15 protein-coding genes are annotated in these 19,039 nt (G+C 69.3%); 10 read left to right on the plus strand and 5 right to left on the minus strand.

All coding sequences use genetic code 11. From position 1 onward, the window contains the following. Positions 1 to 71: 71 nt before the first annotated feature. Entirely contained in the window at positions 72 to 1,847 is a 1,776-nt protein-coding gene (locus MFF21_RS04765; RefSeq protein ID WP_238310048.1) for a glucan ABC transporter ATP-binding protein/ permease, read from the minus strand. 246 nt (positions 1,848 to 2,093) lie between these two features. On the opposite strand from MFF21_RS04765, the gene MFF21_RS04770 reads away from it, so the two are divergent. The 4 genes from MFF21_RS04770 to MFF21_RS04785 all read left to right on the plus strand — a co-directional run bounded on the left by MFF21_RS04770 (position 2,094) and on the right by MFF21_RS04785 (position 6,800). Continuing rightward, complete coding sequence (locus MFF21_RS04770; RefSeq protein ID WP_238310049.1) at positions 2,094 to 2,867, plus strand: motility protein A; 774 nt, start codon at positions 2,094 to 2,096, stop codon at positions 2,865 to 2,867. Between the two features lie 34 nt (positions 2,868 to 2,901). Further along, positions 2,902 to 3,735: an OmpA/MotB family protein gene (locus tag MFF21_RS04775; protein ID WP_238310050.1), complete on the plus strand. Its 834-nt coding sequence runs from the start codon at positions 2,902 to 2,904 to the stop codon at positions 3,733 to 3,735. 152 nt (positions 3,736 to 3,887) lie between these two features. Next, positions 3,888 to 5,330, plus strand: a complete 1,443-nt coding sequence (locus MFF21_RS04780) for a DegQ family serine endoprotease (protein ID WP_238310051.1) — start codon at positions 3,888 to 3,890, stop codon at positions 5,328 to 5,330. Between the two features lie 156 nt (positions 5,331 to 5,486). Beyond that, positions 5,487 to 6,800, plus strand: a complete 1,314-nt coding sequence (locus MFF21_RS04785; RefSeq protein WP_238310052.1) for a replication-associated recombination protein A — start codon at positions 5,487 to 5,489, stop codon at positions 6,798 to 6,800. Between the two features lie 4 nt (positions 6,801 to 6,804). On the opposite strand, the gene MFF21_RS04790 is transcribed toward MFF21_RS04785, so the two are convergent. Further along, entirely contained in the window at positions 6,805 to 7,365 is a 561-nt protein-coding gene (locus MFF21_RS04790; protein ID WP_238310053.1) for a TetR/AcrR family transcriptional regulator, read from the minus strand. A gap of 10 nt (positions 7,366 to 7,375) precedes the next feature. Beyond that, on the minus strand, positions 7,376 to 7,849 hold the full coding sequence (locus tag MFF21_RS04795; protein WP_238310054.1) for a nuclear transport factor 2 family protein: 474 nt from the start codon (positions 7,847 to 7,849) through the stop codon (positions 7,376 to 7,378). A gap of 187 nt (positions 7,850 to 8,036) precedes the next feature. Here MFF21_RS04795 and MFF21_RS04800 point away from each other — a divergent pair, with 187 nt between their 5' ends. The 6 genes from MFF21_RS04800 to MFF21_RS04825 all read left to right on the plus strand — a co-directional run bounded on the left by MFF21_RS04800 (position 8,037) and on the right by MFF21_RS04825 (position 16,388). Next, a complete protein-coding gene (locus MFF21_RS04800; RefSeq protein ID WP_238310055.1) occupies positions 8,037 to 9,533 on the plus strand; it encodes a carboxypeptidase M32 in 1,497 nt (498 codons plus the stop codon). An 83-nt stretch (positions 9,534 to 9,616) separates the two neighbouring features. Further along, complete coding sequence (locus tag MFF21_RS04805) at positions 9,617 to 10,864, plus strand: Hsp70 family protein (protein ID WP_238310056.1); 1,248 nt, start codon at positions 9,617 to 9,619, stop codon at positions 10,862 to 10,864. A gap of 294 nt (positions 10,865 to 11,158) precedes the next feature. Beyond that, positions 11,159 to 12,493, plus strand: coding sequence for an RluA family pseudouridine synthase (locus MFF21_RS04810; RefSeq protein ID WP_238310057.1), 1,335 nt, complete (start codon positions 11,159 to 11,161; stop codon positions 12,491 to 12,493). A 587-nt stretch (positions 12,494 to 13,080) separates the two neighbouring features. Further along, positions 13,081 to 13,782, plus strand: coding sequence for an HAD-IA family hydrolase (locus tag MFF21_RS04815; protein ID WP_238310058.1), 702 nt, complete (start codon positions 13,081 to 13,083; stop codon positions 13,780 to 13,782). 44 nt (positions 13,783 to 13,826) lie between these two features. Beyond that, positions 13,827 to 14,621 (plus strand): ATP12 family chaperone protein, encoded by a 795-nt coding sequence (locus MFF21_RS04820; RefSeq protein WP_238310059.1) that lies wholly within the window; start codon positions 13,827 to 13,829, stop codon positions 14,619 to 14,621. 234 nt (positions 14,622 to 14,855) lie between these two features. Further along, entirely contained in the window at positions 14,856 to 16,388 is a 1,533-nt protein-coding gene (locus MFF21_RS04825) for an acyl-CoA carboxylase subunit beta (protein ID WP_238310060.1), read from the plus strand. 65 nt (positions 16,389 to 16,453) lie between these two features. On the opposite strand, the gene MFF21_RS04830 is transcribed toward MFF21_RS04825, so the two are convergent. Both MFF21_RS04830 and MFF21_RS04835 read right to left on the minus strand, forming a co-directional pair. Then, a complete protein-coding gene (locus tag MFF21_RS04830) occupies positions 16,454 to 18,133 on the minus strand; it encodes a methyl-accepting chemotaxis protein (RefSeq protein ID WP_238310061.1) in 1,680 nt (559 codons plus the stop codon). Between the two features lie 439 nt (positions 18,134 to 18,572). Continuing rightward, positions 18,573 to 19,019: a hypothetical protein gene (locus MFF21_RS04835; protein WP_238310062.1), complete on the minus strand. Its 447-nt coding sequence runs from the start codon at positions 19,017 to 19,019 to the stop codon at positions 18,573 to 18,575. Positions 19,020 to 19,039 lie beyond the last annotated feature (20 nt).

The raw sequence follows: 19,039 nt of genomic DNA on the forward strand, positions 1-19,039 counted from the left end.
TGGCTCGACGGTATCATGGAGCCAATCGTCTTGGACGCAATAGAATAGGTGCCGGCAGGTGGAGGCTCCCGTCAGGCGGCCAGCGGCAGGGACTCGGCGCCAACCCCGGCGGCCATGAACTGCGCCCGCGCCAACTCGGCGAAGCGGCCGCCCTGCGCCACCAGCTCCTCGAAATGGCCCGCCTCGACGATCCGCCCCTCATGGAAGACGAGGATGCGGTCCGCGTTGCGGATCGTGGCCAGCCGGTGGGCGATCACGAAGGTGGTACGCCCCTCCATCACCGCTTCCAGGGCGCCCTGGAGCTTGCGCTCGGTGGCCGCGTCGAGGGCGCTCGTCGCTTCGTCGAGGATCAGCACCGGCGGATTCTTGAGAAGCGCCCGGGCGATGGACAGGCGCTGGCGCTCGCCCCCGGAGAGGGAGCGGCCGCGCTCGCCGATGACGGTGTCGAGGCCGTCGGGCTGGCGGGCCATGAACTCCATGGCCTGGGCCCGTTCCAGGGCCTCCATCATCTCGGCGTCGGTCGCGTCGGGCCGGCCGACCTGCAGGTTCTCGCGGATCGAGCGGGCGAACAGCATCGGCTCCTGGAAGACCACGCCGATGTTGTGACGCAGCGAAGCGAGCCCGATGTCGCGGATATCCGTGCCGTCGATGCGGATCGCGCCGGTATCGGGATCGAAGGTCCGGTGCAGCAGGCCCAGCGTGGTCGACTTGCCCGAGCCGGTGGTGCCGACGAGGGCGATGGTCTGCCCGGCCTCCGCCGTGAAGGACACGCCGTCCAGCGCCCTGCGGCGGCCGTCATAGGAGAAGCCCACGTTCTCGAAGGCGACCTCGCCCGAGAAGCGCGCGACCTGCTTGGCGCCCGGGCGGTCGCGCACCGCCGGCACCGTGTCGAGGATCGCGAAGAACTCCCGCATCTTCGGCGCCTGCTGGAACACGCCGTTCACGAAGCTGACCACGTGGTCGAGCTTGCCCACCAGCATGGTGGCGAAGCTCATGAAGGCGACGATCTCGCCGATGCTCGCCGAGCCGTTCTGGTGCAGCAGGATGCCGGTGATGAAGATGGCGGTCATCGTGAGCGTGGCCGAGGCCTTGGTCGCCACCGCGGCGAGCGCCCACCAGGACAGGACCGGGATCTGCGCCTTCAGGAGGTCGCGGATGATGCCGTGCATGGCCTCCTTCTCCGCCTTGGCGCGGGTGAAGGACTGGATCACGGCGACATTGCCCAGGGCGTCGGAAGCGTGGGCGGCAAGCCCCGAATGATAGTGCTCGACCTCGCCCTGCAACGCCTCGGTGCGGCGCATGACGAAGGTGGTGAGGCCGGTGAAGACGAGCACCAGCACCACGAGGATCGCGCCGAGCTGCCAGTTGATGAACAGCGTCATCGGCAGCAACACGCCCAGGGAGACGAGGGCGGCGAGATGGTCGCGGAAAAAGCCGAGCCAGAGCCAGGACATGCCGTTCGTACCCTCCAGCATCGCCTTGAGCACACGGCCGGAATGGTTGGCCGAGTGGAAGGCCAGCGGCAGGTCGAGCACGTGCTCGAAATAGTTCGCCATGGTGGTCAGGCGGTTGCGGTGCGCGAGCCGGTCCGCATGCAGGGCGATGGCGACGCCCGCAGCGATGGTGAAGAAGCCGAAGGCGACCCAGGCGCCGATCCAGGGCACCAGCGACGTGGTCTCCGAGCCGGCCCCGAGCCGGGTCAGCCCGTCGATGATCCGGCCCATGATGAGGGGTTCGGCGAAGGCCGCGACCGCGAGCAGGACATTGGCGAGCACGAGGCCGATGGCGAGGCGGCGATCCGCCCGCAGAAGCCCCATCACCCGCGCATAGAGCCGAATCATCGACATCGAACCGCTCTCCGAGCACCCGCGGCTGTCCGGCTTGCCGGGACAAGCTGCCGCGCGCAGCCCCGCCCGAGGATGTCACGACGGTCCTCAGCCCGATACAGCGGACCGGTTTATGACGGATCCCGCCTGAACGGGCGCTGACGGGATGCATCCGGCGCGCCTTCGTCTTTACGGTTCCTTCAGCCTGTTTGTTTACGTCTGCGCCCAGTGCCCGCCCTCCCGGCGGGGCGCGTTCGGACGGCGTCCATGGATCTCGCGACGGCTCTCGGTCTCATTTCCGGTCTCGGCGTGGTGGTCGGCCTGATCATGCTCGACGGCGGCCATTTCGGCGCCTACGCGTCGGAGCATGCGGTGGTCGTGGTGTTCGGCGGCGCCACCGCCGCGACCATGATCCGCTTCCCCTTCTCCGTCATCGTCCACGGCCTGCCGATGGGCCTGCGCTACGCCTTCACCACCCGCTCGGTGAAGCCGCGGGAGCTGATCGAAGAGATCACCAAGATCGCCGACGTGGTGCGCAAGTCCGGCCCCATCGCCCTGGAGAACATGGAGATCTCGGATCCCTTCCTCGCCCAGGGCGCACGCTACATTGCCGACGGCTACGACCGCGACTTCATCCGCGACACGATGGAGCGCGACCGCGACAACTTCCTGATGCATCTCGACGAGGGCTCGAAGGTGTATCGGGCCTACGGCGACTGCGCCCCGGCCTGGGGCATGGTGGGCACCATCCTCGGCATGGTGGCCATGTTCGCCAACATGTCCGACCCGTCCAAGCTCGGCCCCGCCATGGCGACCGCGCTGCTCGCCACGCTCTACGGCGCGGTGATCGCCAACCTCATCACCCTGCCGCTCGCCGACAAGCTGCACGTGAAGCTCGAGGAGGAGGACGTGTCCCGCTCCCTGATCATCGACGGCATCCTGCTGATCCGCGACCAGAAGAGCGCGTCGCTGGTTCGCGAGATGCTGATCGCCTACCTCCCGCACAACCACCGCGAAGAGCTGACCGCGGAAGCCGCCTGAGGCGGGCGCAGTCTGAGCCGGGGAGCACGGTGCGGTGGCCAAGAAGAAGCGCGGCGGAGCCCATGGCGGTCACGGCTGGTTCGTGACCTTCGCCGACCTCATGGCGCTGCTGATGAGCTTCTTCGTCATGGTCGCGGCCTACTCGACCCAGGACCAGAAGAAGCTGCAGGTCGTCGCCGGCTCGATGCGCGACGCGTTCGGCACCAACAAGGAATCGAAGTTCGCCGGCATCATCGAGTCGCAGGGGCTGCCCGCCGCCGACCACGTGAAATACCTCCGCGACATCCCGCCCGAGCGTGCTTCCGACCGCACCACCCCGCCGACCACGGATAGCGGCCTCGACGACGGCATCCCCGATCGCGGCTATCCGGATGCTTTCGGCCAGGCAGCCGCCTCCCTGCGCCAGGCGATGCAGGACATGCCGGAGATCGCGGAGCTCTCGAAGAACATCATCGTCGCCCCGAGCCAGCGCGGCCTCGACGTCTCGATCGTCGACCAGGACGGCCGCTCGATGTTCCCAGACGGCTCGACCCGGCCGAACGACCGCACGCGCCGCCTCCTGGAAAAGATCGCCCCGACGCTCGCCAAGCTGCCGAACCGGATCGCGGTCACGGGCTTCACCGCGAGCGACCGGCCCGGCATCCGCCCGCCCGCGCCGCCCTGGGAGCTCTCGGCGGGCCGCGCCGTGAGCGTGCGCGAGATCCTCGCCAATGCCGGCGTGCCGGGCGACCGCTTCGCCTCCGTGGCCGGCAAGGCGGATACCGAGCCGATGTTTCCCGACAACCCCTATCTCGCGGCCAATCGCCGGGTCACCGTCACGCTGCTCTCGGAAGCCGCGCCGACGCCGTCCGGCAAGCGGGTGCCGTAGGGCGCCACGCGCCGGAATCCATGCCGCGATGGATGCCGGCCCGGCATGGCAGCGCGCGGGCCGGACGCGGTCGCGCCGCGCTCCGACGGATTCCGCCCGGGCCAAAACGGCACTAGATAGCCGCTCGTCCGATTGCCTCCGGGGAGCCCCGCATGTCCGCCTCGCCGCGCCCGCCCGTCCGTCTTCTCGCCGCCCTTCTCCTCGCAGCGAGCCCGCTCGCCGCCCCATCCGCCCGGGCGCAGATGGCCAACACGTCGGAGAAGGCGATCCCCCTGTCGAAGGGCGAGATCCAGCTTTCCCTGGCGCCGGTGGTGAAACAGGCCGCCCCCTCCGTGGTGAACGTCTACGCCTCGCATGTGGAGAAGCGGAACGCCCGCCAGGACGCCATGGCGGAGTTCATGCGCCGCTTCTTCGGAGAGGACGGACCAGGGGGCATGCCCCGGGAGCGCGCCCAGCGCTCCCTCGGCTCCGGCGTCATCGTCGACGCCTCGGGGCTGATCATCACGAACAACCACGTGATCGATAACATGAACGAGGTGAAGGTCGCTCTCGCCGACAAGCGGGAATTCGAGGCGACTATCGTGCTGCGCGATCCCCGCACCGACCTCGCCGTGCTCAAGATCAAGAGCCCGGACGACATCCGGGCGATGCCGATCGGCGATTCCGACCATCTCGAGGTCGGCGACTTCGTGATGGCGATCGGCAATCCCTTCGGCGTCGGCCAGACGGTGACCCAGGGCATCGTCTCGGCGCTGGCCCGGACGCAGGTCGGTTCCTCCGACTACCAGTTCTTCATCCAGACCGACGCGGCGATCAATCCGGGCAATTCCGGCGGCGCGCTCGTCGATTTGCGCGGGCATCTCGTCGGCATCAACACCGCGATCTACTCGCAATCCGGCGGCAGCCACGGCATCGGCTTCGCCATCCCCGCCAGCATGGTGCGCACGGTGGTCGAGACCGCCAAGAACGGCGCCAGCATGGTGCGCCGGCCCTGGCTCGGCGCCCGGGTCCAGACCGTGACGCCGGACATCGCCGAGAGCGTGGGCCTCGACCGCCCGAGCGGCGTGCTGGTGGCGAGCCTGCAGGCTAAGAGCCCGGCGGAGGAGGCCGGCCTGAAGCGCGGCGACGTGATCCTGACCATCGACGGCCAGCAGGTCGACGACCCGGAGGCCTTCGGCTACCGCTTCGCCCTCAAGGGCATCTCCGGCTCAACGCATTTCGGGATCCTGCGCGGCTCGAAGCGGCAGACGCTCGCCGTGAAGCTCGGCCCCGCCCCGGAGACGCGCCCGCGCGACCCGATCAAGGTGAAGACCCGCTCGCCCTTCGTCGGCGCCACCCTCGTCAACACTTCCCCGGCGGTGGCCGAGGAGATCCAGGTCGATCTGCCCGCCGAGGGCGTCGCCGTGACCGCCGTCGATGACGGCTCGATCGCCAACCGGGCGGGGTTCCGCAAGGGCGACGTGATCGTCGCCATCAACGGCACGCCGATCACCTCGACCAAGGACGTCGAGAAGATCTCCCGCAACAGCCTCGGCATGTGGGAGGTCTCGATCAACCGCGGCGGCGAGGTGCTGACCTCGTTGTTCGGGGGCTGAGACCGCGTCCGCGGTATCGGCAAGCCAGCGCGGCGCCTGAGCGAAGGCGGAATCCGCATCGCGAAGCGATCGGCCGGATTTCGTATGACGTCAGCCCTGTGGGCGCGGCCACCGGGGGCCTTGCTTGATCGGCCACAGCGGAGTGTTGATGCGGCCATGTCCGATCTCTTCGCCTCGGCCGGCCTCGACCGGGCCGCGCCCCGGCCGCTGGCCGACACCCTGCGCCCGCAATCCCTCGCCGAGGTGGTCGGCCAGGAGCACCTGACCGGCCCGGACGGGGCGCTGACCCGGCTGCTGGCCTCCGGCACCCTCGGCTCCCTGGTGTTCTGGGGGCCGCCGGGCACGGGCAAGACCACGGTGGCCCGGCTGCTCGCCCGCGAGACCGACCTGCATTTCGAGCAGGTCTCGGCGATCTTTTCCGGCGTGGCGGACCTGCGGAAGGTCTTCGACGCCGCGCGCAAGCGCCGTTCGACGGGGCAGGGGACCCTGCTCTTCGTCGACGAGATCCACCGCTTCAACCGGGCCCAGCTCGACGCCTTCCTGCCGGTGATGGAGGACGGCACGGTGACCCTCGTCGGCGCCACCACGGAGAACCCCTCCTTCGAGCTCAACGCGGCGTTGCTCTCCCGCGCCCGCGTGCTCCTGTTCCGGGCGCTCGACGAGGCGGCCATCGCCAAGCTGCTCGCCCGGGCCGAGGACCTGACGAAGAAGCCCCTGCCGCTCACCGAGGAGGCCCGCTCCGTCCTCGTGCGCATGGCCGACGGCGACGGGCGCGCGGCCCTCACCCTGGCCGAGGAGATCTGGCGCTCCGGACGGCCCGGCGAGACCCTCGACGCGGAGATGCTCCAGACCCTCGTGCAGCGCCGGGCGCCTATCTACGACAAGTCGCAGGAGGGCCATTACAACCTGATCTCGGCCCTGCATAAGACCGTGCGCGGCTCGGACCCCGACGCAGCGCTCTACTATCTCTGCCGCATGCTCGACGGAGGCGAGGATCGGCTCTTCATCGCCCGGCGGCTCGTGCGCATGGCGGTGGAGGATATCGGGCTCGCCGACCCGCAGGCCCTGGTGGTCGCTACCGCCGCCAAGGACGCCTTCGATTTCCTGGGCAGCCCGGAAGGTGAGCTCGCCCTCGCGCAGGTCACGGTCTATCTCGCCTGCGCGCCCAAATCGAACGCGGTCTACACCGCCTACAAGGCGGCCACCCGCGTCGCCAAGGAGCACGGTTCCCTGCCGCCGCCCCGCACCATCCTCAACGCGCCGACCAAGCTGATGAAGCGCATCGGCTACGGCGAGGGCTACCGCTACGACCACGACGAGCCGGACGCCTTCTCGGGCCAAGATTACTGGCCGGAAAAGCTCGGCCGCCAGCAATTCTACGCGCCGACCGACCGGGGCATGGAGACCCGCTACGCCGAGCGCCTCGCATGGTGGGAGCGCCTGCGCCGGGAGCGGCGGGAGACCGAATAGGGGGCTATCCCGCCAGCAGCCGTTCCTCCAGCCGCGCCAGCAGCCGCGTGAACAGGGCTGGGTCGCGCAGGGCCCGGGCGGCGACGAGGCCGCCCTGAATCGCGGCGACCGCGTCCTCGGCCCGGGCCCGCGCCTCCGCCGCGTCGAGACCGTAGCGCCGGAGGGCCTCGGCGAGGGCATCCCGCCAAGCGGCGAAGTAGCTGTCGATCCGCTCGGCGAAGCGGTCGCGGACCTCCCCGAGCGCCAGCACCCCGACGAGGCAGACCCGCCGGCCCGAGCGGAAATACGTGTCCGTCGCCCCGAGCATGTTCCGCACGGCCCGCGCCGGATCCTCCGCCTCCCGCAGGGGCCGGAACATCTCCGCCTCGAACCACGCTTCGATCGAGGCGAGCACGGCCTCGGCCATCTCCTCCTTCCCCCCGGGGAAGAAGTGGTAGAGGCTGCCCTTGCCGAGGCCGGTGCGCGTCCCGATCAGGGTCAGGCTCGCCCCCTCGAAACCGTGCTCGCGAAACACCTCCGCGAGCACGGGCAACAGCTCCTCCCGCCCGGACGCCACCCGCGCCATCGGCGGCCCGTCAGAGCCCGAGTTCGGTCAGGCCCGGATGGTCGGCCGGGCGCGGACCGGAGCGGTCCCAGTGGAACAGACGCTCGCTCTCCCGGATCGGGATGTCGTTGATGCTGGCATGCCGCACCCGCATCAGACCGTTGGCGTCGAACTCCCAGTTCTCGTTGCCATAGGCGCGGAACCAGTTCCCGGACGCGTCGTGGAACTCGTAGGCGAAGCGCACGGCGATACGGTCGTCGGTGAAGGCCCACAGCTCCTTGATCAGCCGGTACTCGTCCTCCTGCCCCCATTTGCGGGTCAGGAACGCCACGATGGCCGGGCGGCCCTGGAAGATCTCCGAGCGGTTCCGCCAGCGGCTGTCGACCGTATAGGCCAGGGACACCTTCTCCGGGTTGCGCCCGTTCCAGCCATCCTCCGCCGCGCGAATCTTCTGAATCGCCGTCTCTCGGCTGAAGGGCGGGAAGGGCGGACGGGACTCGGCCATGGCTGCGCTCCTGGCTCCTGGGTTTCTGTACCGATCGGTACAGAAACGAGGGGTAGGCCGCGATGCCGGGCGTGTCAACGCGGCCGGCGCCGCAAACCCAGTTCCGCCGCAGCGCCGCGCTGACAGCTACCCCTCGCCCCCGTCACCCCCTAAACAGGCTCAACCCTCATCCCAAGGACGCCGCACGATGCAGGCCTACGACGCCCTCGCCGCCACCTTCACCCGCATCGGCGCCATCCAGGACGCGGCGGGCATCCTGGGCTGGGACATGCAGACCCTGATGCCGGACGGGGCGGCGGAGGGGCGGGCCGAGCAGCTGGCGCAGTTGAGCGTGGTCGCCCACGAGATCCTGGTGGCACCGCGCACCGGCGACCTCTTGGGGCAGGCGCAGGACGAGACGAAAGACCTCGGCGAATGGGAGCGAGCGAATCTGCGCGAGATGCGCCGGGCCTATCTCCACGCCTCCGCCGTCCCGGCCGACCTCGTGGCGGCCAGCTCCAAGGCAGCCTCGCGCTCAGAGATGGTCTGGCGCGAGGCGCGGCAGAATGCCGACTTCGCCCTGCTCGCCCCGCATCTGGCCGAGACCCTGCGGCTGCAGCGTGAGGTCGGGCAGGCCAAGGGGGCCGCCCTCGGGCTCGATCCCTACGATGCGCTGCTCGACGGCTACGATCCCGGCATGCGTCGGGCTGCCATCGATCCGCTCTTCGCGGCCCTGCGGGCGGAGCTGCCGGGCCTGATCGCGACGGTGCAGGAAAAGCAGGCGGCGGAGGCCGCGCCGCTGCCGCTGCCCGGCCCCTTCCCGGTGGAGGCGCAGAAGGCGCTGGGCCTCACCCTGATGAAGGCGGTCGGCTTCGATTTCGCCCGCGGCCGGCTCGACGTCAGCCTGCACCCGTTCTGCGGCGGGGCCACGGACGACGTGCGCATCACCACCCGCTACGACGCGGCGAGCGCCACCGGCGCGCTGATGGGCGTGCTGCACGAGACCGGCCACGCCCTCTACGAGCAGGGCCGCCCGGCCCGCTGGCACCACCAGCCGGTCGGCAGCGCGCGGGGCATGAGCCTGCACGAGAGCCAGTCGCTGCTGGTGGAGATGCAGGCCTGCCGCAGCCCGGAATTCTGCGCCTATCTCGCCCCGCAGCTCGCCGCCACCTTCGGCGGGGAGGGGGCAGCCTGGACGGCGGAGAACCTGCACCGGCTCTACACGCGGGTGGCACCGGGCTTCATCCGGGTCGATGCAGACGAGGTCACCTACCCGGCCCATATCCTGCTGCGCTACGCCCTCGAATCCGCGATGGTCGCCGGCGACCTCGCCGTGGCCGACCTGCCCGGCGCCTTCAATGAGGGGATGCGCGACCTGCTCGGGCTCAGCGTGCCGAACGACCGCCTCGGCTGCCTGCAGGACATCCACTGGCCCGGCGGCAGCTTCGGCTATTTCCCGACCTACACACTGGGCGCCATGGCCGCCGCGCAGCTCTTCCGCGCCGCCTGCGCCGCGGAGCCCGGCATCTTGCCGGGCCTCGCGCAGGGCGATTTTACCCAGCTGCGGACCTGGCTGCGCGACCACGTGCACGCGAAGGCGAGCTTGCTCGAGACCGACGAGATTCTGCTCGCCGCCACCGGCAAGCCGCTGGGCGCGGAGGATTTTGGCCGGCACCTGCGTCGGCGCTATCTCGGAGAGGCTTGATCCTTTCTCCGGAAGCCGGGATTGCGCGGCGCAGCAAGGCGCCTTAACGGAGCCGCCCCCCTTCCTGAGCAAGACCGGTTCCCATGGCGGCCTGCGGCCTCGATTTCGGCACGTCCAACACCACCCTCGGCCTCGTGAAGGCCGGGCTGCCCACTCTGCTGCCCCTGGAAGGACGCCACCGCACCATCCCGAGCGCGATCTTCTTCCCGCCGGGCCGGGAGCCGGCGATCGGTCGCGCGGCAATCGAAGCCTATGTCGAGGGCGTGCCCGGCCGGCTGATGCGGGCGCTGAAATCCGTGCTCGGTTCGCCGCTGATCGAGGAGACCACCCCGGTCGGGCGTGAGCGCATCCGCTTCCGCGACGTCATCGCCCGCTACCTCACCGCGGTGAAGGCGCGGGCGGAGGCGGAGGCCAACGTCTCCTTCGACACGGTGGTGCATGGCCGCCCGGTGCACTTCGTCGACGGCGATCCGGAAGGCGACCGCAAGGCGGAGGAGACCCTGCGGGAAATCGCGCAGAGCATCGGCTTCCGCCATGTCCGCTTCCAGTACGAGCCCATCGCCGCGGCGCTCGACTACGAGCAGCGGGTGACGGGGGAGGAGATTGCCCTCATCGCCGATATCGGCGGCGGCACCTCGGATTTCTCGATCGTGCGACTCTCCCCGGAGCGGCATCGCCGGGACGACCGCGTCGAAGACATCCTGGCCAATGACGGCGTGCGCATCGGCGGCACGGATTTCGACCGCGGCCTCAGCCTCGGCGCGGTCATGCCGCTGCTCGGCCTCGGCAGCCCGATGAAGCGCGGCGACCTCGCCGTGCCCAATGCGTATTTCCACGACCTCGCGACGTGGTCGAGCATCAACCGGCTCTACAATCCCAAGACCCTGCGCGAGATCGACGAGGTGATTCGCGACGGCGCCCGGCCGGATCTCGTCACCCGGCTGCGCAGCGTGGTGGAGGCCGAGCGCGGCCACAGCCTCGCCATGCAGGTGGAAGGAGCCAAGATCGCCGCCTCGGAGACCGGGCACGGTAGCGTCGATCTCGGCTTCGTGGAGCGGGAGCTCGAAGTCGGGATCGACCGCGACCGCCTCGTCGGGCACACCGAGGACCTGTCGCGCCGCGTCGCCGCCCGGATCGGCCGCTGCCTGGAGCAGGCCGGCCTGCCGGCGGAACGGATCGACGCCCTGTTCCTCACCGGCGGCTCCACCGGCCTGCCGCATGTGCGCGCCGCCCTGACCGCGAGCCTGCCCCGCGCCAAGGTGGTGGAGGGCGACACCTTCGGCTCGGTCGGCCTCGGCCTCACCATCGAGGCGGGACGCCTGCCGGGATAAGCGTCAGGCATTGCCCGCATGTGCGCTCTGGGCGGCGGCTTGCAACCTCGGACTGGGCGAAGACGGAGCGTCAGAAGGCGACCGCCGCCTCGGCTTCCGAATCGAACCAGATCAGGGGGTGATCCTGGGCATCGGGGACATTTCCACGCTCGTGGCGGCCCCGTTCTTTCCGGGCCACCCGCGGCAAGGATGTGGTTTTTCCCCCGTGTCCGACAGGCCGCGGAAGACTTTTCGCAGCCGTCGCCCGCGCGGAGGCCGCTTTGCGGCGCCGGGGCACGGTGTTAGCAGCGAGCCATGAAGGGAAGACCACCACATCGCGGCGGCAAGGGCTCCGGAGGCGACGGGGCCGGAGGCAAGGGCTTCGGCGGCCCGCGCAGCCGTCCGCCCCGGGCCGGCAACGGACCGCGCACCTCCGCCCTCGAAGCCGCGCGCCGCGCTGCCAAGAACCGCGGCGAGGACGTCGCCGACCGGTCCCCCTGGGCGACCGAGGACGCTGCGCCCGCTCCGGAGAAGGCACTGCGCAAGCCGCGATCTGCGCCGCCCAAGGCCGCGGCCCGGGCGCCGAAGGCCACCGTCGCAGCGGAGGCGCCCACCCGCCGGGAGCAGCGTGCCGCGGCTTCGGAGACGCTGGCCACCGGCGTGCAGACCCTGACGGTCGAGGCGGACGAAGCCGGGATGCGCATCGACCGCTTCCTCACCGCCCGCTTCCCGCAGCTGCCCTTCGCCCGGGTGCAGAGCATCGTCCGCAAGGGCGAGCTGCGGGTCGACGGCAAGCGCGCCAAGCCCAACGACCGGCTGGAGCCCGGGATGTCGGTGCGGGTGCCGCCGCTGAAGCTCGATCAGCCGTCCGACCGCCCGCGCAGCCCGAGCAAGGTGGCCGGGGATGCCGAATTCCTCCGTTCGCTGATCCTCTACGAGGATGCGGACATGATGATCCTCAACAAGCCGTTCGGGCTGGCCGTCCAGGGCGGCTCCGGCACCGTGCGGCATGTCGACGGGCTACTCGACGCGCTCACCGAGCCGGGCGGCCAGCGCCCGCGCCTCGTTCACCGCCTCGACAAGGACACGGCGGGCTGCCTGATCATCGCCAAGACGCGGCTCGCCGCGGCGACACTCGCCAAGAGCTTTCGCTCGCGGGCGGCGCGCAAGATCTACTGGGCGCTCACCGCCGGCGTGCCGCGGACCCGCCAGGGCCGCGTCTCGACCTATCTCGCCAAGGAAGAGCCGACGGATGCGGATGCCCGCATGCGCATCGCCAAGCATGGCGACGAGGGCGCGAGCCATGCGCTCACCTACTACGCCGTGGTCGATCAGGCGGCGCAGAAGCTGTCCTGGCTGTCGCTCAAGCCGGTGACCGGGCGCACCCACCAGCTCAGGGCGCATGCGGCCCATATCGGCCATCCGATCGTGGGGGATCCCAAATATTTCGACGTGGAGAACTGGGAGCTGCCCGGCGGCATCCAGAACCGGCTGCACCTGCTGGCTCGCCGGATCGTGATTCCGCATCCGCGCACCGGCAAGCCGGTCGATGTCAGCGCGCCGCTGCCACCGCACATGGCCCAGAGCTGGAACCTGCTCGGCTTCGACGCGGCCCGCTACGACCCGATCGTCGAGGCACCCGAGGCCTGACAGGAACCACCCCGACAAGGCCCGATCCGGCTGCTGAGACGATCGGCCGGGTTGGCAAATGCCAAGCGAGCGATATCCTTGCCCCATGGCTGCGCTCCGGGCCAGCGGCACGGCGCCTTCGCCGGTCGCGAGGCACCGGTCCCCGCACCGACGTGTCTCGCCGGGAACCATGAAGCCAGCGACCTTCCTCCTCCTCGCCCTTGCCGGGCTTGCCATGGCCGGACCGGTGCAAGCGGCCGCCGTAAAGCGGACGACGTCCCCCCCGACGTCCGCACCACAGACAGAGCAGGACCTCGAGACGGCGGACAAGGCCGCCCCTCAAGCGCCGCCGCCGATCAAGGCAGCCGCTCAGGCACAGACGAAGCCACCGAACGCGCCCGCAGGGACGCCACGAAGCGCGGGTCGCCGGCGCGTGTCTTATGCGAGCTGCAACCGGGAATCGCATCGGCGCAATCTTCGCGGGGGTGCCCGGCGTCGCTTCCTGATCCGCTGCCGCCTTGGCTACGAACGGCGCGCACAGCCGCTGGGCCAGGGCCAGCCGCCCGCATCCGGCCGCCGGCCGTGAGGACAGTGCGCGAGGCAAACCCGTGGTGAGGCTCGTCGTCTTCGACGTGGACGGGACCCTCGTCGACAGCCAGCACCTGATCGTCGAAGCCCAGGCGCGAGCCTTCGCGGCCCATGGCATGACCGCACCCGCCCGTCGGGAGGCCCTGTCCGTCGTCGGTCTTTCCTTAGGCGAGGCCTTTCGTCGACTCGTGGGCGATGCCGGCCCCATCGATTCGCTCTCGGACAGCTACCGCAACGCCTTCCAGGCGCTGCGCATCGATCCGAACTACGAAGAGCCTCTGTTTCCCGGCATGGGCGAACTGATCGAGCGGCTTCATGCCCGCGGGGACGTCCGGCTGGGGATCGCAACCGGCAAATCCCGCCGCGGCGTCGCCCACCTGGTCGAGAAATACGGCTGGGAGCGCTGGTTCACGACCATCCAGACCGCGGACGATGCGCCTTCGAAGCCCGACCCGACCATGCTTCGCCAAGCGATGGTGGAGGCCGGCGCCGAGGCCCCCATGACCGTCATGATCGGCGATACCACCTACGATATGATGATGGCCCGGGATGCGGGCGTGGCCGCCATCGGTGTCGGCTGGGGCTATCATACGCCGGGCGCCCTCTACGGAGCCGGCGCGGTTACCGTCGTGGACTCGGCCCAGAACCTGAACGATCTCTTCTCCGGTTCGCTCGACGACGCGCAGCAAAATTCCCTCGCCGATGCCCTGAACGCGCGCTGACGGCACCTCGCCCGAGGCCCCTCGATTGGTGTAAGGCGCCCAGAATGAGCGACGATGTTACCCGCGACTGGCTCGGCGATCCGGGCGATTCACCGCGTACCGACCCGCTGCAGGCGGCGCGGGCTCAGACCAAGCCGCCCCTGCCCAAGCGCTTCTACAAGCAGGCCGCTGCCGAGGCGGGGGAGGGCGGCTTTCGTCTGACGCTCGATGGCCGCAACGCCAACACTCCGGCCCGCAATCGGCTCTCCGTGCCGGATCGGGCTATCGCGGAAGCGCTCGCCGCCGAATGGGAGGCGCAGCGCGCGTTCATCGATCCCGCGACGATGCCCCTGACTCGGCTCGTCAACTCCGCCATCGATGGCGTCGCGTCCCGCATGGAGGCTGTGGCCGAGGATCTGTGCGCCTATGCCGGCACTGACCTCGTCACCTATCGCGCCGCAGAGCCCGAGCGGCTCGTTGCCGCCCAGGCGGAAGCCTGGGACCCGGTGATCGACTGGGCGCATGAGGCTTTCGGCGCACGCCTGATCCTCAGCGAGGGCGTCATGCATGTTGCCCAGCCGGACACCGCGGTCGCAGCTCTCCGTCAGGCTGTGCTGACCGAGCGGAATCCTTTCCGCCTCGCGGCTCTCCACGCCATGACCACGCTGACCGGTTCGCTGCTGATCGCACTCGCCGTGCTGCATCGCCGGCTCGATGCCGAGACCGCCTGGGCCGCGGCGCATGTCGACGAGACCTATCAGGCGAGCATCTGGGGGCCGGACGCGGAAGCCGAGGCCCGGCTCGCCTACCGCAGGGCGGAGTTCGATGCCGCCGCGAAACTGGCTGCGATCTCTCCGTAGCCCCTGACGGCTGACCGGGGCTCGTCCTCTCCACCATGAAGGGCCAGGCTGAGCCCGCAAGGCCGCAAGGCACGCCGGCAACAGGCCTTTTTGCATACAATTCGCCCCGTTTCCGGAGGCGGCAACGCATGCTAGAGGCGGTCAGCCTGCCATGGCCAAGCCGGGCCAACGACTCGGACGGACGATTCTGGCCAGGGCAAAAATGATCACGAAGGGTGGGGCCGCCGGAAGACCATGAAGGACATCCTCGAGAAGCTGGAAGAGCGGCGCGCGCAGGCCCGCCTCGGCGGCGGCGAGAAGCGCCTCGACGCCCAGCACAAGCGCGGCAAGCTCACGGCCCGCGAGCGCATCGAACTCCTCCTCGACCATGGGTCGTTCGAGGAGTTCGACATGTTCGTGCAGCACCGCTCGAACGATTTCGGGATGGAGAAGCAGAAGATCCCCGGCGATGGCGTGGTCACCGGCTGGGGCACGGTGAACGGCCGCAAGGTCTTCCTGTTCTCCAAGGACTTCACCGTCTTCGGTGGCTCCCTCTCCGAGGCGCATGCCCAGAAGATCGTCAAAGTCCAGGACATGGCGCTGAAGATGCGCGCGCCGATCATCGGCATCTTTGATGCCGGCGGCGCGCGCATCCAAGAGGGTGTCGCGGCCCTCGGCGGCTACGGCGAGGTCTTCCGCCGCAACGTCATGGCTTCGGGCGTCATCCCCCAGATCTCGGTCATCATGGGCCCTTGTGCGGGCGGCGACGTCTACTCGCCGGCCATGACCGATTTCATCTTCATGGTCCGCGACACGAGCTACATGTTCGTGACCGGCCCGGACGTGGTGAAGACCGTAACCAACGAGGTCGTGACCGCCGAGGAGCTCGGCGGCGCCAAGGTCCACACCACGAAGTCCTCCATCGCCGACGGCTCCTTCGAGAACGACGTCGAAGCGATCCTGCAGATCCGCCGCCTGCTCGACTTCCTGCCCGCCAACAACATCGAGGGCGTGCCGGAGATCGAGAGCTTCGACGACGTCAACCGCCTCGACAAGTCGCTCGACACGCTGATCCCGGACAATCCGAACAAGCCCTACGACATGGGCGAGCTGATCCGCCGCGTGGTCGACGAGGGCGACTTCTTCGAGATCCAGGCGACCTACGCCCGCAACATCATCACCGGCTTCGGCCGGGTCGAGGGCCGCACCGTCGGCTTCGTGGCCAACCAACCCCTGGTGCTCGCCGGCGTGCTCGACTCGGACGCCTCGCGCAAGGCGGCGCGGTTCGTGCGCTTCTGCGACAGCTTCGGCATTCCGATCGTCACCTTCGTGGACGTGCCGGGCTTCCTGCCGGGCACGGCGCAGGAATATGGCGGCCTGATCAAGCACGGCGCCAAGCTGCTCTTCGCCTATTCCCAGGCAACGGTGCCGCTCGTGACGATCATCACCCGCAAGGCCTTCGGGGGTGCCTACGACGTCATGGCCTCGAAGCATGTCGGGGCGGATCTCAACTACGCCTGGCCGACGGCGCAGATCGCGGTGATGGGCGCCAAGGGCGCCGTCGAGATCATCTTCCGCGCCGAGATCGGCGACGAAGCGAAGATCGCGGAGCGCACCAAGGAGTACGAGGATCGCTTCCTCTCGCCCTTCGTCGCGGCCGAGCGCGGCTATATCGACGAGGTGATCATGCCGCACTCGACCCGTAAGCGCATTGCGCGGGCGCTGGGCATGCTCCGTTCCAAGGCCATGGAGCAGCCCTGGAAAAAGCACGACAACATCCCGCTCTGAGAGAGCGGAACCGGCGGCAGGGCCGAAGCCCTGCCGCCTCTTCCCCCTTACGATCCTGCTGGGCCTCAGGCCGCATGCACGCGCGACAGGAACGTCGCCACTGACGCCTGCAGGCTCGCACTGCTTTCTCCGACACGCAGGGCCCCCGTTCGCACCTGGGCCGCCTGCGTCTCGTTCGACGAGGCGGCAGCCCGTACCCCGGCCACGTTCTCCGAGACCGTGCGGACCTCCATCGCCGCCTGACCGATCGCCTGGGCGATCTCCTGGCTGGCCTGCCCCTGCTGACCGGCGGCCGCGGCGACCTCCGTGGCGATGTCCGTCATCTGCGCAACCGTCCTGCGGATCGAGCTGATCGCCTCGGCCGTCCCCATCGAAGCGGCCTGGATCGCGCCGACCTGACCCACGATCTGGTCGGTGGCCAGCGCCGTCTGACCGGCGAGCGCTTTTACTTCGGCCGCGACCACCGCGAAGCCACGGCCGGCGGCGCCGGCGCGGGCGGCCTCGATCGTGGCGTTGAGGGCGAGCAGGTTGGTCTGATCCGCAACGCTGCGGATGAGGGCGACCACACTTCCGATCTCGGTGGCCGCCTTGGAGAGGCTCTCCACCGTCTCGCCGAGGACGGTGGTGTCGGTGAGAGCGACGCCCGCGATTTCCCGGGCATACCGGACCTGATCCGCGATCGACCCGGCCGAGCTGGAGAGTTGCTCCGCTGCGCCGGCGATGCTGTTCACGACACCGGCCGAGCTGCTGGAGGAATCCGCGACGACGGAGGCCCGGCCGGTGGTCTCGGAGGCGGTCTCGGAGAGGGTGTCGGCGGCCGCCTGCATCGCCTCGGCGGAGCGGGCGAGTTCGGCGACCGCCATCCCGCTCTCCGCCTCGAACAGGCGCGTCGCCTCCGCGAGCTGCGAGGCCCGGCGCACATCCTCCGCCTGGCGATGCTGGGCGTTGAGATCGAGTTCGCGCCGCTCGATGAGCGCCTGCTGAAAGGCCGCGATCGCCTGCGCCATCTCGCCCATCTCGTCGCGACGCTGCGTGAAGGGGATGGTCTCATCGAGACAGCCCGCCGCAAGGCCGAGCATCGTCTGCTTCAGGCGGTGGAGAGGACGCTGGATCTGCGAGATGGCAATCCAGAAGGCTGCCGCGAGCCCCAGGGTGAGGCCGACCGCGGGAATGGCCAGCAGGGCGATCGTAGCCCGGTGCTGCGACTGTGCCTCTGCCTCGCGCTGTGCGTCGAGCTTGGCGAGCACCTCGGCGCCGAGGGCGTTGATCTGTGCCACCATGCGCTCGCGGTTCTTCACCGTGGCTTCATCGGTCGCCTGGATCAAAGCGGCCTTCGGTGACACGGAGAGGCCGAGTTCGGCGGTATCTCTCTGGTAGGCGACGAACTCCTTCACGGCGAGGTCGAGCCTCCGGCTCTGCTCGGGCGTAAGCTGCCCCTCCATGGCCGAAAGAAATGGCTCGCGGGTCCGCTCCACCTGGGCCAGGGCGGTCTGCAGGGCGGCGAGGCGCGGGCGGGCTTCGTCGGCATCGGCCGCCGTGTAGAGCGCAGTCGCCTCGACCACCGCGTGCTCGATCGCATGGGCGAGGCTGCGCGCCTGCAATCCCGCATTCCAGACGGCCTCGGTCCGCTCGGACCAAGCCTGCCGCTCCGATGCCTGACCGATGGCGAAGGCCGCGATCCCGAGGGCAACGAGGCCGAGAAGGCCGACGACGGCGAACAATTTGACGCCCAGAGAGATACGCATAGGACTGCCGACAGCTATGGTGTGGGGGTTATCGCACCTATAGCCATGCATCCCTTGCATCGATCTTAAAAAGAGCCGACTAACATTGTGACACTACTATTACAGATCGTTACAATTGCTTGAATTAATTCGCTGCCAGCTGAACTGCTGCACGAACATGCATCTGAGCTTTTACAGCCGTGCGCGACCACGCCGGGTTCAGCGGATCCCAGCCTCTCTTTTGACGCCCTGGATTCTGTCGAGCCGTCGCAGCGCTCTGGAACTCGGATACCGGGCAATGCGCCAGGCTTCGGCTCCGCGGCACCTTGCTTAGAAAGACAACAGCCGGCCTTCCGACAGCGCCCGAAGATCGGATCCGACCCGATGGCATTCGGCCGGCTGCTCTCGTGACATCGCGCCGTCTTTCGACGAAACGGTCTCCGCTTCGTCGGAAGGCGCCCTAGCTGCGATCCGCCTGCTCGATCACGGCACAGAGGGTGAGCGGCCCCTTCTCCGATTTCATCAGCGAACAGGTGACGAGCGCGCCGCCCGCCGAAACGTTGCTGTGACGGGTCCGGGTCGCCGCATCGCGGGCACTCCGCGCCGCCGCCTCGAGAATATCGGGAGCGATGCCGGTGACCGCGTGCCCGGCTCGCGCGAACAGCGCGTAATAGGGATCCGGCGGCGTCTCGCCTCGGTGCTGCGCCCCGACAGAAGAGGGATGGATGCCCCCGCAGGACAGGGTCAGCGTCATGTCGGGGCCGGCCTGGAAATTGGCGAAATCCGCCGTGCGGTTGCCGACCTCGGCCTTGGCTTCGGCTGCGACCTTGTCGATCAGGTCCCCGCATTCGTCGGCCATGGCCGGTGCGGCGAAAAGGAAGACCGGGAGGAGGAAGACGGCGCGCATACCAGGAACTATAGCGCCGT

This window comes from Methylobacterium organophilum (assembly GCF_022179465.1).
Taxonomy (GTDB): domain Bacteria; phylum Pseudomonadota; class Alphaproteobacteria; order Rhizobiales; family Beijerinckiaceae; genus Methylobacterium; species Methylobacterium organophilum.